We start from the raw sequence: 14,588 nt of genomic DNA on the forward strand, positions 1-14,588 counted from the left end.
ACCGCGGAATGTGATTGCCTGTCTGTCTGCAGCATGTCAACCCGCCCCGGATTTTCGGGGAATCCTCAGTGGCCGCCCTAGTGTGGAGGCCACGAGAGGATCTCTATGACAAAGCCCGTCTCCCCCGTCGCCGCCTGGGAGTCGCTCTTCCGAGCGCAGGTCGCCGTGATGCGCCAGATCGCCTCGGAATTCCCCTCCGACGTCATCTCGCTCAACGAGTACGACGTTCTCTTCACCCTGTCGCTCGCCGAGAACCGCACCCTGCGCATCCGCGAACTCAACGAGAACGTGCTCCTGACGCAGCCGAGCATCTCCCGCCTCGTCGATCGACTCGCCGCCCGCGGGCTCGTGACCAAGCTCACCGACCCCAACGACGGCCGCGGCACCCTCGTGGCGCTCACCGACACCGGCTTCGACCTGTTCCGCGATGCCGCGCACATTCACGGGCGCTCCATCGCCAGCCGTATGAGCACGGCCCTGTCGCCCGACGAGCTCACCGAACTCGCGCGCCTGACACGCAAGCTCTACGCCAGCGTCACCGCCCGATGACCGCTCCGAGCATCGTCTGGTTCCGCGACGACCTGCGGGTCTCCGACAACCCCGCCCTGCATGCCGCCGCAGAGCACGGCGGGCCCGTCGTGTGCCTCTACATTCTGGATGACGCCAGCCCCGGCATCCGGCCGTTGGGCGGCGCGGCCCGCTGGTGGCTGCACCACAGTCTCTCTTCGCTCGCCTCGTCGCTGCGCGACATCGGACTCGAGCTCACCCTTCGTCGTGGAGCGGCCGCCGAGGTCATCGACTCCGTCGTCGCCGACACGGGCGCGCAGGCTGTCTTCTGGAACCGGCGCTACGGCGAGGCCGAACGAACCGTGGATGCCGGAATCAAGTCGTCGCTGCGGGCCGCCGGCATCGAGGCGCAGAGCACGCAGGCCTCGCTGCTGTTCGAGCCCTGGACGGTGATGACCGGCCAGGACGCCCCGTATCGGGTCTTCACCCCGTTCTACCGCTCGTGCCTCGCCCAGCAGGAGCCACGGCATCCACTGCCTGTCGACGACGACGTGACGGCACTGCCCGACGTCGCAGGCGACGATCTCGCCGACTGGGAGCTGCTGCCCACCACCCCCGACTGGGCCGGCGGCCTGCGCGAGTCGTGGACGCCCGGCGAGGCGACCGCCATGACGCGTCTGCGGTCGTTCCTCGAGACCGAACTGTCGTCGTATGTGGCCGAGCAGGACCTGCCTGCGCAGGACGCGACATCCGGTCTCTCGCCGTATCTGCGCTGGGGCGAGATCAGCCCGTTTCAGGTGTGGCACGAGACGCGCTCGTACGTCGCCTCGCTCGACCGACGCACCGCCGAGGGCGCACGCGCATCCGAGGGGGCGAGCGCGTTTCTGCGCCAGCTCGTGTGGCGCGAGTTCTCGTACCACCTGCTGTTCCACTGGCCGCAGATCACGCACTCGAACATGCGGCCGGCCTTCGACGACTTCCCGTGGGCCGAGCCGACCGATGTGGTCATGGAGGCCTGGCAGATGGGACGCACCGGCATCCCCCTCGTCGACGCGGGCATGCGCGAGCTGTGGAAGACGGGCATCATGCACAACCGGGTGCGCATGGTCGTGGCGTCGTTCCTCGTGAAGAACCTGCGCATCGACTGGCGTGAGGGCGAGCGGTGGTTCTGGGACACGCTTGTCGACGCCGACCCCGCGGCCAACGCGGTGAACTGGCAGTGGGTGGCCGGGTCGGGCGTCGACGCGGCGCCGTACTTCCGGGTGTTCAACCCCGAGCTGCAGGCGACGAAGTTCGATCCGCACCGCGAGTACATCCGCCGCTTCGTGCCCGACATCGACGCCGAGACCTACCCGCCGCCCCTCGTCGACCTGAAGCAGTCGCGTGCGGCGGCTCTGGATGCGTACGCCTCGATCTCGAAGGATCGCGCGTTGGGCGAGCCCGGCTAGGGCGCAGCCCGCTCCCTGACCCCGCCGAAGGGGCCCCGCTCCCTGAGCCTGTCGAAGGGGGCCCGCTCCCTGAGCCTGTCGAAGGGGGCCCGCTCCCTGAGCCTGTCGAAGGGGGCCCGCTCCCTGAGCCTGTCGAAGGAAGGCCGTTCCCTGAGCCTGTCGAAGGGCAGCACATCGACTAGCAACATATGCACCTTCCACGGTCTCGGAAGGTGCATCTCCGACGACTGGATCCGCTGCGCGCGATCGACCCGGCTCTTATGCACGCAAGGACCGGCTTATGAGCGCCTTTGGGCCGAGTCGATGCAGACGCACGGGTGACTTCTCAGCCGGCGGCCCTTCGACAGGCTCAGGGAACGGGAACGACATCTCGGCCGGCGGCCCTTCGACAGGCTCAGGGAACGGGCATGACGCCGTTCCCTGAGCCTGTCGAAGGGCAGAACAGCCGCCGCTAGATGCCCTCTCCCGGAACGATCGTCGAGTCGATGCTGCGGTTCAGCGCCTGCGCGTCGGCGTCGAGATCGCGCAGCTGCTGCTGCAGGTCTCCGAGCTGGGTGATCTTGCCGTTGATGGCCGTTCGTCGTGTCTCGAGGTCGGCGTCGCGAGCGATCAGCGCCGCCTTATCGGCGTCGAAACCCGCGGGGTCGTCCGAATACCCGTAGGCCTCGTTCTTGGCGATGAACGCGTCGATGTCGGTGTTGAGCTGCGTCTGGTCGGCGTTGAACGTGTTCGTGTCGGACTCGATCTCATCCGCGAGCGCGAGGATCTGGTTCGACAGGTCGGTGGTCTGCTGCTCGAGGTCGCTGAACACCTTCTCGTAGGCGGCGTGCAGGCCGACGACGATGCTGCGATCGGTGAAGTACGTCTTGTAATACGTCTCGAGCTCCGGGTCGAGGTCGGTGAACTCGGTTCCGATGATCGAGTGCAGCTCGGTGAGGCGGGTTCCCGGCTGCGAGACCGCGTAGGCGTCCATGCGCGCCGCCAGCTCCGGATCGTCTCCGTGCGCGGTGTAGGCCTCTTCGAGCAGAACGCCGAGTCGCTCCTGAGACGCGGCGTCGAGCCTGTCGAACGCGGCGTGCAGCATCTCATGGGCTGCGGTGACCTCGCGCAGCCCGTCGAGGCGCTCCTCGGTCACGTCGTAGAGGTGGATCGTCTCGCCGGTGTAGCAGCCGAGCAGGAACTGCTCCGGCCTGATTCCGCACGCGGTGTTGAACTCGCTGGCCGTGTTCAGCTCGGGGTGGCTCGTGTAGAAGAGGAAGGTGCCGACCTCGTTCATGTCGGCGCGCTCCACAAGAGACTCGATGTTCTCGCTCGGGGTGAAGTCCGCGACCGACTGGCGATCGGCGATGATCCGCGCGTTCGCGGCGTAGTAGACGCCGCCGGAGACGGGCAGCGCGATGGCCAGCAGCGCCGCGACGCCCACCATCAGGCCCTGCCACCAGGTCATTCCGCGCGTGCGCGCGGGCTTCGGCGATCCGGATGCGTACGGTTGCGGCGCCGGCGCCGGGAACTTCTGGGTCTGCTGCGGCGGATACGGCCGCTGCTGCGGAGGCTGCTGCGGGAACTGAGGCTGCTGCTGCGGCTGTGGAAACTGAGGCTGCTGCGGCGGCATCGGCGGAACCGGCGGTCGACCTTGTGCGCCGCCCTGCTCAGGGCCGGCGGGATACGGGGGCAGACTCACAAAGATTCCTCACACTCGTCGCAACCCCTCCACGATAGCGGGCCTCTGATTTTGCGAGAATGAAGCCCATCGTCGACGACGCCAGGAAGGGCGCTGCTCATGGGTGTGTTCTCTCCGGGATTCCTCGGTCGCAGACGCGAGCGCGACCCTCGTCTGCCGCCCGGCCAGCACGCGGTCACCAACTTCCCCGTGCTGTCGGCCGGGCCCATTCCGAACGTGCGCCTCGATCGGTGGACGTTCGGAATCACCAACGAGCGCAACCAGACCACGGGCTACACCTGGGAGCAGTTCCAGAAGCTTCCGACGGAGGATGTCACCGTCGACCTGCACTGCGTGACCCGATGGTCGCAGTTCGACATGCCCTGGCGCGGAGTCTCGCTCGATCTGCTGCTCGAAGGGGTCGAGACGACCGCCTCGTTCGCGGTGGCCCGAAGCTACGGCGGCTACACGACGAACATCCCCCTCGACGAACTGCGCGGCGGCAAGGCCTGGATCGCGACGCGCTACGACGGCAAGCCGTTGAGCGACAGCCACGGCGGCCCGGCCCGGCTGCTCGTTCCCCACCTCTATCTCTGGAAGAGCGCCAAGTGGATCAACCGCATCACCCTCCACGCGCACGACCAGCCGGGATTCTGGGAGACCAACGGCTACAACAACCACGGCGACCCCTGGCGCGAGGAGCGCTACTGGTGACCGGTCAGCGTCGTGCGCGCAGACCCGAATAGACTCGGGTGATCACCGCAAGACGAGGAGCACGATGAGCGCACGCTGGACACGCGTCGCTCGCGGCAGCCTCGCCGCCGCCTTCTCCACCTTCGTCGCGGCGTTCTCGCACGCCGTCTCCGGAGGATCGGCGCCCGGCATCGCAGCGCTCTCGCTCGCGGTCGCGTTCTCGACCCTGGTGTGCGTGGCCCTCGCCGGTCGCGGCCTGTCGTACTGGCGCATCGGCGCTTCGGTTGCCGCGAGCCAGGTCTTCTTCCACACTCTGTTCAGCCTCATCGTGGAGCCCGCCCCCACCTCGCCGGCGGCCCCGGCGACGGCCCACGCCGGCCACGACATGGCCGCCATGTTCCTGCCCACGGGCGCCGCGGCATCCGGCGGCGCAGCGATCACCGTCGACGTCGCCATGGTGACCGGCCACGTGCTCGCGGCCGTCGCGACGTTCGCCGCGATCGTGTGGGGCGAGCGGGCCGTTCGAGGCCTGTTGGCCGCCGCGCTCGTGCGCGCGACCCGCCTCGCCGCACTGCTTCTCCCCGCCCCGGTCTTCGCTCCGCGGTCCGTGCGACTCGGCCGCGTGGCTCGCATCGACGCCCCTGCCGCGCTCGAGGTGCTGCGCGCATCCGTCTGGCATCGCGGCCCACCGCTCGCCGCCTGACCCTCACCCCACGCATCCGGCCGGCACTCGCCCGCGCGCCGGAATTCTTTCGCGCACCCTGCGCATCCACTCGCCGGAGCACGCGCGCGCTCGACGCGCCCCTCCGCACACTTTCAAGGACCCATCATGAAGAAATCCACCCCTCTCGCCCTCGCCTCGACCGGACTCGGAATCGGCGTGCTGCTCGCCGTCGCCGTTCCCCTCTCCGCCAGCGCCCACGTGAGTGTGACGCCCGCCGCGACCGCGGCCGGCTCGTACACGGTGCTCACGTTCGCCGTTCCCCATGGATGCGACGGGTCTGCCACCACGACGATCGCTATCGACATTCCCGATGAGATCGCCTCGGTCACGCCGACGGTCAACCCGAACTGGGATGTCTCGAAGGTCATGACGCCGCTGGCCACGCCCTCGACGAGCGCTCACGGCGAGGCGGCGACCGAGCGCGTCGGCCAGGTCGTCTACACCGCGAAGACCCCGCTGGCCGACGGCTACCGCGACACGTTCGCGCTCTCGCTGCAGCTGCCGGCGGACGCGGCCGGCACGACCCTCGACTTCCCCGTGCTGCAGACGTGCGAGACGGGCTCGACGAACTGGAACGAGGTTCCGGCCGACGGAGCCGACGAGGACTCGGTCGAGCACCCGGCGCCCGCGATCACCGTCACGGAGGCCGTCGCCACGGAGGCGGACGGCGACCCGGTGAGCGCCGCCGACACGGCGTCATCGGATGCGTCGGGCTCGGTGGCCGACGCCGGCTCCGGCTCCGGCTCCGGTGACGACGTGCTCGCCCGCGTGCTCGGCATCGGCGGACTCGTCGTGGGCGCGGTCGGCGTCGTCATCGCTGTCGTCGCGACCCGACGCGCTCGAACGGCGTAGTCGCATGCGCATCGCTCCACCGAAGCAGACGGCTCGCCGCACGGCGGTCGTCGGCGCGCTGACGCTGCTCGCAGCGGTGACGGTCGGGGCGGTCGGCCAGGTGCCGACCGCCTCGGCGCACAACTACCTGGTGTCGTCGACTCCGGAGGCGGGCTCCGTGCTCACTTCGTTGCCGCCCGAGTTCGTGATCACGACCAACGACGTGCTGCTCGACTTCGGCGGCGAGAACACCGGATCGGCCGGCGCGCTCGAGGTGCAGGGCCCCGACGGCCTGTTCTACGGCGACGGATGCGTGACGGTATCAGGGCCGTCGATCTCGACGGCGGCTGCGCTCGGACCGGCCGGCGACTACACCGTGATCTGGCGGGTCGTGTCGACCGACGGGCATCCGGTGTCGAACCAGTTCGCGTTCACCTGGCAGCCGGATGCCGCGCAGGTCGCGTCGACCGGATCGGCCGCGGCCCCCGTGTGCCCGACCGCGAGCGACGCGGCGGGTGCCGCGGGTGGCGACGATTCGACAGGCGCGACGTCGGGCGACTCGAACGCGGCTTCGGCTGCCTCGTCCGACGACGAGTTCTTCTCGGTGCTGGCGTGGGGCGGCGGCGCACTGGCCGCCGTCGCCGTCGCGGTCGCAGTGACCCTGCTCGTGCTGCGCCGCCCCAAGCTGGGAGCCGGCCCGGGAAGTGATTCACGACCACCCGGGGATATCTAGCCCTGCTGGCGAATCGAAGCTCTGACGCAGACTGGTCAGAGCTTCGATTCGCAGTGTCGCGAGAGGGGCGACCAATGACAGGAACAGCGTGATCGCACACAGCACCGCCCAGACGGCCCCCGATTCAGTAGCAGATTCAGTAACACTCGTGAAGTTGTCCCCGACGGAGTGGAGAGTCTCCGATCCTCGTGCGTCGGCGCACGACGCCGCATCGCTTCTCGGGTTCATCGAAGCCCGCGGAAGTTCGTTCGAAGTGACGGTTTTGAATCAGGGCGTCGCATCGTACACTGCGACGAGCCTAGATGGCGCACTGGCACTCTTCGCGTCGAAGCGAGATTCCCCTCGACTCTCACCTAATGTGGGAGGAACATCGCGCTCCGCGATGCGGTAAGACACAAGGGGACAGCATGGGAAAGTTGCTTTACGGTGACTCCGATATCGAGATCGAGTTCGACGACAGGGCTCTGACGCACCTGCAGATCGTGATCGGCTCCAAGCTGCGCCGAGGTGAGAGCTTCTTCTTCTCGTGGAAAGACGACCCGGCCATCGGCGACGGCCGCTCGAGCATCTGGCTCGACAAGTCCATTCCGCTCTACTTCAAGTTCTTCGGCGGCAAGATGCCCACCCTGAATCGCGAGTGGCTCGAGATCCTCACCTCTTCGGCGAACAGCGGCCAGGGTCTCATCTTCTCAGAGGAGCCGAACGGTGCGACGAACCCGCCTCGAGGCCACGTCTAGAGCTGTCGGCACGGCAGTATCACAGCACCGGCGGACACGCCCAACACCCCCTTAACAGGGGTAACTTAAACCTGCTGTTTACACGGGCGACTCCGTTTCGTCGCGCGGTCTGACTTTGATTGAGAGATATCCACCCGTATCTCGATCAAGGGAAATCCATGCCCCGCACCCACCCCCGGCGCTTCAGACTCGGCATCGCTGCCCTGGCTGGCGCCGCCCTGGCGGCAAGCCCGCTACTCGCCGTACCCGCGTTCGCCGCGAGCACCGGCGTCGTCATCAACGAGGCCTATGTGAACGGCGGATCCGCCGGCGCCACGTACCTCAACAAGTTCGTCGAGCTCTACAACCCGACGACCGCCCCGATCGACCTCAGCTCCATGTCGCTGCAGTACCGCTCTGCGGGCGGAACGGTCGCGCCGACTGGAGTTCTAGCCCTCTCGGGCAGCATCGCACCCGGCGGCTACTACCTGATCCAGGGAAACAGCAATGCCGCCAATGGCGCCGCCTTGCCCACGCCTGACGCCTCGTTGGCCTTCGCGTTCGCCGGAGGCGGAGGCACGCTGTTCCTCGCCAACCAGACGACGCCGCTCACCATGCCGGCCACGGGGTCGCTCGTGAACAACCCAGCCGTTATCGACCTGCTCGGCTATGGAACATCGAACACCTTCGAGACGTCTGTGGCCGCGGCCCCGTCGGTGACGACCTCGATGAACCGCAGCGCCGGCCTCGACACCGATGTGAACTCGGCCGACTTCGGCCTCGCGGCGCCGACACCGCAGAACAGCGGCGGTGAGGCTCCGCCCGAAGAGCCGGAAGAGCCGGAGGAGCCGAGCGGTCCCGCGGTTCCCGCGACGATCGCCGAGATCCAGGGAACGACCGACACGAGTCCGCTGGCCGGCCAGACTGTGGTCACCCGCGGAGTCGTCACCGCGAGCTACCCGACCGGCGGGTTCAACGGCTACGTGATCCAGACGCCCGGCACCGGAGGAAGCCTCGATCTGGCGACGCACACGGCATCCGATGGCCTTTTCGTCTTCTCATCGGCAACCGTGCCGCAGGCGACGATCGGCGCGTACGTCGAGGTCACCGGCGTCGTATCGGAGTACCAGGGCCTGACCGAGCTGACCGTCGCATCCGACGGCCTCGCCGTGCTCACCGAGGCGGTCGCCCCGCCTGCGCCCGCAGCCGTCGCCCTGCCGAGCGTCCCCGCCCAGCGGGAGTCGCTGGAGAGCATGCTGCTCGCGCCCGCCGGCGACTACACGGTGACCGACAACTACGACACGAATTACTACGGTTCGGTCGTGCTCACCGCCGGCACCGACCCCCTCGTGACACCCACCTCGATCACCGAGCCGGGCAGCGCGGAGTACACGGCACTCGTCGCGGCCAATGCCGCCGCGGCGGTGACCCTCGACGACGGAGCGAGCACCAACTTCAACAGCGCCGCGAACAAGTCGAAGCCCCTGCCGTACCTGACCGTCGAGAACCCGGTTCGGATCGGCGCGGCCGTGACCTTCACCGGGCCGGTCGTCGTCGACTACCGCTTCGGCGCCTGGAGCCTGCAGCCCACGCAGGAGCTCACCCCCGCCAACGCCGCGACCGTTCAGCCCGCGACCTTCGAGAACACCCGCACGCCGGAGCCTCTCGACGTGGGTGGCGACGCGACGGTGGCCTCGTTCAACGTGCTCAACTACTTCTCGACCACGGGCGACGAGCTCACGGGATGCAGCTACTACACCGACCGTGACGGCGACCCCGTGACCGTGAACTCCGGCTGCGATGCGCGCGGGGCCGCCGAGCAGGAGGACCTCGACCGGCAGCAGGCCAAGATCGTCTCGGCAATCAACGCGCTCGACGCCGACGTCGTCTCGCTCGAGGAGATCGAGAACTCGAGCCGCTTCGGCCTCGACCGCGACGCATCCCTCGCCGAGCTGACCGACGCGCTCAACGCGGCGGCCGGCGCAGGCACCTGGGCGTTCGTGCCCTCTCCCGAGGCGGTTCCGGCGGGCGAGGATGTCATTCGCACGGCATTCATCTATCGCGCGGCGGTCGTGGAGACAGTCGGCGACTCGGTGATCGACGACGACACGGCGTTCTCGAACGCGCGCTACCCGCTCGCCCAGGCGTTCCAGCTGGTCGATGGAGGAGAGTCCACGCGGTTCCTCACCATCGTGAACCACTTCAAGTCGAAGGGGTCGGGCACCGGCGAGGATGCGGACCAGAACGACGGGCAGGGCGCGTCCAACGCCTCCCGCGTTCGCCAGGCGACGGCCCTCGTGGAGTTCGCCGACGGTCTCGTGACGGACACCGGCATCGACCGCGTGCTCCTGAGCGGCGACTTCAACTCGTATGAGAAGGAGGACCCGATCGACGTCATTCTCGCGGCCGGGTACACCGACCTCGGCGAGGCCACCGGCAAGAAGAGCTACGCCTTCGACGGCGCGGTCGGCTCGCTCGACCACGTCTTCGCCTCGCAGGCTGCGGCGGCGGATGTGACGGGTACAGACATCTGGAACATCAACTCGGTCGAGTCGATCGCCCTGGAGTACAGCCGGTACAACTACAACGCGGTCAACCTCTACAGCGCCGACCCCTACCGCTCGAGCGACCACGATCCCGTGGTCGTCGGACTGGCGCTGCGTGAGGACGCACCCGTCGATCCGGGCACCGGGCTTCCGGGCACCGGTGCTCCCGGAGCCGGCGTGCCGGCGCCCGGAGCGGCAGCCAGCAGCGCGGGATCGGGACGCCTCGCAGCGACGGGTACCGACGCGGCACCCGTGCTGTTCGGAGCCCTCGCCCTGCTCGTTCTCGGAGCAGGAATGGCGCTGCGCCGCCGCCGCTCGGCTTAGGCGCGATCAATTCAGGAGGAGCGCGTCGCCGTAGCCACAGTGGCTTCGGTGACGCGCTCCTCCTGAATTGCGTACGGGCGCTAGTCCTTCAGGCGCTCCACGAGAATCGCGCGGCTCATGCGCGAGTACCCCACGACGCCCTTGGCCTTCGCCTGGGCGCGAAGCTCGACCAGCGTCGGCGGCTTCGCAGGCGCCGCGGCCTTCGCGGCAACCTTCGGTGCGGCCTTCGGTGCGGCCTTCGGTGCCGCCTTCGGCGCAGTGGTTGCCTTTGGCAGGTCGAGCCCGCGCTTGGTCGCCGGGGGTGCGGATGCGATGGGCGGCTCGGCCGCGACCGGCACCGATGCGACGGTCGCCTTCGTGGCCGGCGCAGGTGTCTTCGCTGGCGCCTGCTTCTTCGCGTCAGGCTTCGCGGTGTCGGGCTTCTTCGCCTCGGCCTTCGCGTCGTTCACCACGGTCTCGAGCTCGCGGGCGACCTTCTTCGCCTGCTTGCGCAGCTCCTTCGAGCGCTCGCTCGCGGCCTTGCGCGCCTTCTTGACGGCGGTCTCCGCCGCGGCGATCGCCTCGCGCGCGGCCTTCTCGAGCTTCTGCTCGATGGACTTCGCCGTCTTCGACGCGGTCTTCTCGTTCGACTTCTTCGTCGCCGACTTCTTCGTCGCCTTCGACGCGGGTTTCTTCGTCTTCTTCTCAGCCATTGCAGCTCCCTCTGGTTGATACAACTCGCTCGACGCTGTCGCGCCGGGGTTCCAGAGTGGCACTACTCAGTGAGAAAGCACCGAACCGTGCATTCGACACACGTCCACGCCCGTTGCGGATGTGCAAAAAGCGTCGGTCCTCGTCGCCGACACGAGCAGAAATTGCACAGTCGAGAGACGGCGCTCGTCAGACGGCGCCCGTCAGCGGGCGGTCGTCAGCGGGGAAGCGGCGGCGGATCGTCGAGGAAGTCCGCAGTCGGCGTGAAGTACAGCGATCCTGTCACCGCGGTCGAGAAGTCGAGGATGCGGTCGTAGGTGCCCTCCGGGTCGCCCACGAACATGTTCTTCAGCATGCGCTCCGTGACCGCCGGAGTCTTCGCGTAGCCGATGAAGTAGGTGCCGAACTCGGCCTCTCCGATGCGGCCGAACGGCATGTTGTCGCGCACGATCTTTTCTTCGTTGCCTTCGGCATCCGTCAGAACGGTGAGCACCGTGTGGGCGTTCGGGGCCTTCTTCTCCTCGGCCTGCTCGACGTTGTTCGCCTTGCCCCGACCGATGGCCTGCTCCTGCTGCTCCACCGTGAGCAGGTTCCAGGCCGTGAGGTTGTGCAGGTACTTCTGCACCACCACGTAGCTGCCGCCCACGAACTGCGGCTCGTCGTCGCGCACGATCACGTTCTGCACCGCGAGGGCGCCCGTCGGATTCTCTGTGCCGTCGACGAAGCCGAGCAGGTCGCGCTCGTCGAAGGACTTGAAGCCGTGCACCTCGTCGACCACGGCGGTCGGCCCTCCGAACCGCTCGACGAGCAGGCTCGCCAGCTCGAAGCAGAGGTCCATGCCCTGGGCGCGGATGTGGAACAGGATGTCGCCGGGCGTCGAGACCGAGGAGTGCACCGTTCCATGGAACTCCGGCAGAACGTGCAGCTCTTTCGGGCGAGGTCCGTCGAAGAGCCGCGACCAGGCATCCGACCCGATCGAGGTGATGCAGGTGAGCAGGCTGCTCGGCACGCGGAAGCCGACCGAGCGCACGAGCCCCGAGACGTCGCCGAGCGCGTCGTGAACCAGCTCTTCCCTACCGGGCGCGACAGTGAGCACCAGGAAGATCGCCGAGTCGCTCAGCGGATTGAGGATGGCTTGGGATGCGGGCAGCGGCTCGCCGCCGAGGGGATCGGTCACGCCCTCACGCTATCCGAGCGCGCCAGCTGCGCGACTCGACGGATGTCGAAAATCAGCCCTCGGCGTCGAGCGGATGCGCGATCTCGTCGCGCGGCATGCGCGCGATGAGCAGCGCGGCCACCGCGAAGAAGACGGGAACCACCCCGGCGACGAGGAACGTGGGCGCCAGCCCGACCGCTTCGCCCACCGGCCCCGCGAGCGCCATCGACACCGGCATGAGCGCCAGCGAGATGAAGAAGTCGAGGCTCGAGACTCGCCCGAGCAGGTCACGCGGCACTCTCCTCTGCAGCAGGGTTCCCCAGATGACCTGCCCCGCCGAGCCCGTGAACCCCACGATGAAGACCGCCACCGCCATGACCCAGAGCTCGTTCGTGAATCCGATGACGGCGAGCGGAACGGAGCCGATTCCCCACGCCAGCAGCATCACCGTGAGGTAGCGGCGCGGCAGCCGGCGCGACGCGACCACGATCGATCCGATCGCACCGCCCACGCCGAAGGCCGCGAGCACGAGCGCGAACGAGCCGGCCCCTCCCCCGGTCTGGTCGCGCACGGCGAACGGCAGCAGCACCTCGATGGGGCCGAGCAGCACGAGCACCCAGCCGAAGGCGAAGAGCAGGGTCGCGAACAGCCAGGGCGTGCGCACCATGTAGACGACGCCCTCGCGCATGTCTCGGTACATCGAGACCAGCGGATGTGCGGAGTCGCCCGAGCGGTCGCGCGCGATGGGCACGCTGCGCATCACGACAAGGCCCGCGAGCGCGGCGAGGTGCACGACGACGATCACCGCGAATGCGGTGGGTGGCCCGCCGAGTGCGATGAGGCCGGCCGCGACCGCCGGGCCTGCGGCCTGGAGCGCGGCGGGGCGCAGCACCCCCTCGATGCCGTTGGCCGCGAGCAGGTCGTCGGCCGGGAGGAGCGCCGGCAGGATCGCCGAGTAGGCCGGATAGAAGAAGCCCTCCCCGATGCCGAGCAGCGCGGCTGCGACTACGAGGTGCCAGAGTTCGAGCGACCCCGCGAGTGCGAGCGCGGCGACCGCGGCCATGCTCAGCAGCTTGACGCTCTCGATGCCGACGAGGATCAGGCGCTGCGGCACGCGGTCGGCGACGACACCGCCGATGAGGGTGGCACCGACCATGCCGATGCTCGTGGCCGTGGCCGTGATCGAGAGCTGCAGCGGGCCGCCCCCGAGCTCGATGACCTGCCACACCAGGGCGACCAGCCACATGCCCCCGCCGAAGAGCGACAGGGTGAGCGCACCGAAGAGCAGTCGGTACTGCCCTGTGGCGAAGGGCCTCACGGCGCGGGGAAGCTGTGCCATACGTCCACGCTAGAGCGCGCGCGACGTCCGCGCCATGTCGGCGCATCCGCGCCCGGACGGCCGGGGGCGCACGCTCCCAGAGGGCGCGGATGCCGATGCGTCAGACTGGATGCATGGCCTCCGCTCGCACTTTCACGCCCGAGAGACTCTTCCGCGTCTTCGCCCTGCTCGAAACCATCACCTGGACGCTGCTCATCGTGGGCATGATCCTGAAGTACGCGGTCGGTGTCGGCGACTGGCCCGTGTCGATCGCCGGCTTCATCCACGGTCTGATCTTCATCGCCTACGCGCTGCAGGCGGGCGTGGTGGCCGTGAACCAGCGGTGGCACCTCGGCCTCGCGACCCTGGCCGTCGCATCCGCCGTCGTGCCCTACGCCACTATTCCGGTCGAGCGCTGGCTCGCCCGCCGAGGCAGCCTCGAGGGCGGATGGCGAACGGATGCGACGGACGACCCCCGAGACGCGCGCCCGCTCGACCGCGCCTTCCGCTGGGCGCTGCAGCGGCCCATCCCTCTGGCCGGAGGCCTGATCGTGGCTCTCGTCGCGATCATGGCGACGCTGCTCTTCATCGGCCCTCCCGGCGGCGAGGCCTGAGCGCCGAAGCAGTCCCGTCGCGCAGTCTTTCCCGAGCACACAAAAAAGCGGCCCGCTTTCGCGAGCCGCTTTCGTGGTGTATCTCTGTGCGCCCTAAGGGATTCGAACCCCTGGCCTTCTGATCCGTAGTCAGACGCTCTATCCAGCTGAGCTAAGGGCGCAGGTCAAGACCAGATGAAATCCTAGCACGCCTTTCGGAGCCCTTCTGCACAGCGTCCGTGATCAGCGGGCCGTGGCCAGCTCCGGCTCGGCGTTCGTCGAGGCGTGAGGCAGGTCGACCTCGTTCTCGACCTCCACCTTCACGCCGGCCCGGAAGTGCCCGATGACCGCGAGCGCGAACATTGTCTTCGGCGAGCCCCGGGCCAGCTACCTGCAGCTCTTCACCGACTGGGCGAAGTCCGAGCGTGGCCTCGGCGACGACGAAGCGCGCGAGTACGCGACGAGGCTCACGTCGATCGCGGTGGGCCTGGGACAGGGGTACATCGCCCAGTCCGCGCTCTTCCGTGAGTTCGACGGCCCCGCGTACCTGGCCATGGCGCGCGAGCTCCTCCCCCACTGAAGGCGAACCGCTCCCGTCGACCGCGAACGAGTTGCACGAAATGGCCGCCTCCCCGTGAAGGGAAGCGGC

Annotated in this window: 14 protein-coding genes and 1 tRNA gene; 10 read left to right on the forward strand and 5 right to left on the reverse strand. The window is 68.5% G+C overall.

The window, feature by feature from the left end:
• Positions 1-105 precede the first annotated feature (105 nt).
• The gene (locus tag ASF51_RS02570; protein ID WP_055924746.1) at positions 106-549 is read left to right on the forward strand and encodes a MarR family winged helix-turn-helix transcriptional regulator; all 444 of its coding nucleotides are present in this window, start codon (positions 106-108) and stop codon (positions 547-549) included.
• Positions 546-1,955 (forward strand): deoxyribodipyrimidine photo-lyase, encoded by a 1,410-nt coding sequence (locus tag ASF51_RS02575; RefSeq protein ID WP_055924749.1) that lies wholly within the window; start codon positions 546-548, stop codon positions 1,953-1,955. Before ASF51_RS02570 ends, ASF51_RS02575 begins: the two co-directional genes overlap by 4 nt.
• Before the next feature lie 451 nt (positions 1,956-2,406).
• Here the strand turns inward: ASF51_RS02575 and ASF51_RS02585 are convergent, their stop codons facing one another.
• Complete coding sequence (locus tag ASF51_RS02585) at positions 2,407-3,636, reverse strand: hypothetical protein (protein WP_157411974.1); 1,230 nt, start codon at positions 3,634-3,636, stop codon at positions 2,407-2,409.
• 99 nt (positions 3,637-3,735) lie between these two features.
• On the opposite strand from ASF51_RS02585, the gene ASF51_RS02590 reads away from it, so the two are divergent.
• The 6 genes from ASF51_RS02590 (at position 3,736) to ASF51_RS02615 (ending at position 10,182) form a co-directional block, all read left to right on the forward strand.
• A complete protein-coding gene (locus ASF51_RS02590; protein ID WP_055924758.1) occupies positions 3,736-4,329 on the forward strand; it encodes a molybdopterin-dependent oxidoreductase in 594 nt (197 codons plus the stop codon).
• Between the two features lie 64 nt (positions 4,330-4,393).
• Entirely contained in the window at positions 4,394-5,011 is a 618-nt protein-coding gene (locus ASF51_RS02595) for a hypothetical protein (protein WP_055924760.1), read from the forward strand.
• A 126-nt stretch (positions 5,012-5,137) separates the two neighbouring features.
• Positions 5,138-5,884, forward strand: coding sequence for a YcnI family protein (locus ASF51_RS02600; RefSeq protein ID WP_055924763.1), 747 nt, complete (start codon positions 5,138-5,140; stop codon positions 5,882-5,884).
• Positions 5,885-5,888: 4 nt separating this feature from the next.
• Entirely contained in the window at positions 5,889-6,596 is a 708-nt protein-coding gene (locus ASF51_RS18580; protein ID WP_055924766.1) for a copper resistance CopC family protein, read from the forward strand.
• Between the two features lie 407 nt (positions 6,597-7,003).
• Positions 7,004-7,333 carry a hypothetical protein gene (locus tag ASF51_RS02610; protein ID WP_044442452.1) on the forward strand — a complete coding sequence of 110 codons (330 nt, stop codon included), beginning with the start codon at positions 7,004-7,006 and terminating at the stop codon, positions 7,331-7,333.
• Between the two features lie 158 nt (positions 7,334-7,491).
• A complete protein-coding gene (locus ASF51_RS02615; protein ID WP_055924769.1) occupies positions 7,492-10,182 on the forward strand; it encodes an ExeM/NucH family extracellular endonuclease in 2,691 nt (896 codons plus the stop codon).
• An 80-nt stretch (positions 10,183-10,262) separates the two neighbouring features.
• Here ASF51_RS02615 and ASF51_RS02620 read toward each other — a convergent pair whose 3' ends face one another.
• The 3 genes from ASF51_RS02620 to ASF51_RS02630 form a co-directional block, all read right to left on the reverse strand.
• Positions 10,263-10,874, reverse strand: coding sequence for a hypothetical protein (locus ASF51_RS02620; protein WP_055924772.1), 612 nt, complete (start codon positions 10,872-10,874; stop codon positions 10,263-10,265).
• Positions 10,875-11,089: 215 nt separating this feature from the next.
• Positions 11,090-12,049 (reverse strand): Dyp-type peroxidase, encoded by a 960-nt coding sequence (locus ASF51_RS02625; RefSeq protein ID WP_200926076.1) that lies wholly within the window; start codon positions 12,047-12,049, stop codon positions 11,090-11,092.
• Between the two features lie 52 nt (positions 12,050-12,101).
• Positions 12,102-13,367: an MFS transporter gene (locus ASF51_RS02630; protein WP_055924775.1), complete on the reverse strand. Its 1,266-nt coding sequence runs from the start codon at positions 13,365-13,367 to the stop codon at positions 12,102-12,104.
• A 113-nt stretch (positions 13,368-13,480) separates the two neighbouring features.
• On the opposite strand from ASF51_RS02630, the gene ASF51_RS02635 reads away from it, so the two are divergent.
• Positions 13,481-13,960: a DUF3817 domain-containing protein gene (locus tag ASF51_RS02635; protein WP_055924778.1), complete on the forward strand. Its 480-nt coding sequence runs from the start codon at positions 13,481-13,483 to the stop codon at positions 13,958-13,960.
• An 87-nt stretch (positions 13,961-14,047) separates the two neighbouring features.
• Here the strand turns inward: ASF51_RS02635 and ASF51_RS02640 are convergent.
• Positions 14,048-14,121: transfer RNA gene (locus tag ASF51_RS02640), tRNA-Arg, on the reverse strand.
• Positions 14,122-14,282: 161 nt separating this feature from the next.
• Here ASF51_RS02640 and ASF51_RS02645 point away from each other — a divergent pair.
• Complete coding sequence (locus tag ASF51_RS02645) at positions 14,283-14,519, forward strand: hypothetical protein (RefSeq protein ID WP_055924781.1); 237 nt, start codon at positions 14,283-14,285, stop codon at positions 14,517-14,519.
• The last annotated feature ends 69 nt before the right edge of the window (positions 14,520-14,588 follow it).

Origin of the sequence: Agreia sp. Leaf283, assembly GCF_001422485.1 — a bacterium.
GTDB lineage: Bacteria > Actinomycetota > Actinomycetes > Actinomycetales > Microbacteriaceae > Agreia.

What these genes read in the sequence shown, in the direction of transcription:
- ASF51_RS18580 (WP_055924766.1), top strand. Translation starts at nt 5,889, where the DNA reads ATGCGCATCGCTCCACCGAAGCAGACGGCTCGCCGCACGGCGGTCGTC.
- ASF51_RS02595 (WP_055924760.1), top strand. Translation starts at nt 4,394, where the DNA reads ATGAGCGCACGCTGGACACGCGTCGCTCGCGGCAGCCTCGCCGCCGCC.
- ASF51_RS02645 (WP_055924781.1), top strand. Translation starts at nt 14,283, where the DNA reads ATGACCGCGAGCGCGAACATTGTCTTCGGCGAGCCCCGGGCCAGCTAC.
- ASF51_RS02570 (WP_055924746.1), top strand. Translation starts at nt 106, where the DNA reads ATGACAAAGCCCGTCTCCCCCGTCGCCGCCTGGGAGTCGCTCTTCCGA.
- ASF51_RS02575 (WP_055924749.1), top strand. Translation starts at nt 546, where the DNA reads ATGACCGCTCCGAGCATCGTCTGGTTCCGCGACGACCTGCGGGTCTCC.
- ASF51_RS02600 (WP_055924763.1), top strand. Translation starts at nt 5,138, where the DNA reads ATGAAGAAATCCACCCCTCTCGCCCTCGCCTCGACCGGACTCGGAATC.
- ASF51_RS02590 (WP_055924758.1), top strand. Translation starts at nt 3,736, where the DNA reads ATGGGTGTGTTCTCTCCGGGATTCCTCGGTCGCAGACGCGAGCGCGAC.
- ASF51_RS02610 (WP_044442452.1), top strand. Translation starts at nt 7,004, where the DNA reads ATGGGAAAGTTGCTTTACGGTGACTCCGATATCGAGATCGAGTTCGAC.
- ASF51_RS02615 (WP_055924769.1), top strand. Translation starts at nt 7,492, where the DNA reads ATGCCCCGCACCCACCCCCGGCGCTTCAGACTCGGCATCGCTGCCCTG.
- ASF51_RS02635 (WP_055924778.1), top strand. Translation starts at nt 13,481, where the DNA reads ATGGCCTCCGCTCGCACTTTCACGCCCGAGAGACTCTTCCGCGTCTTC.
- ASF51_RS02630 (WP_055924775.1), bottom strand. Translation starts at nt 13,367, where the DNA reads ATGGCACAGCTTCCCCGCGCCGTGAGGCCCTTCGCCACAGGGCAGTAC.
- ASF51_RS02620 (WP_055924772.1), bottom strand. Translation starts at nt 10,874, where the DNA reads ATGGCTGAGAAGAAGACGAAGAAACCCGCGTCGAAGGCGACGAAGAAG.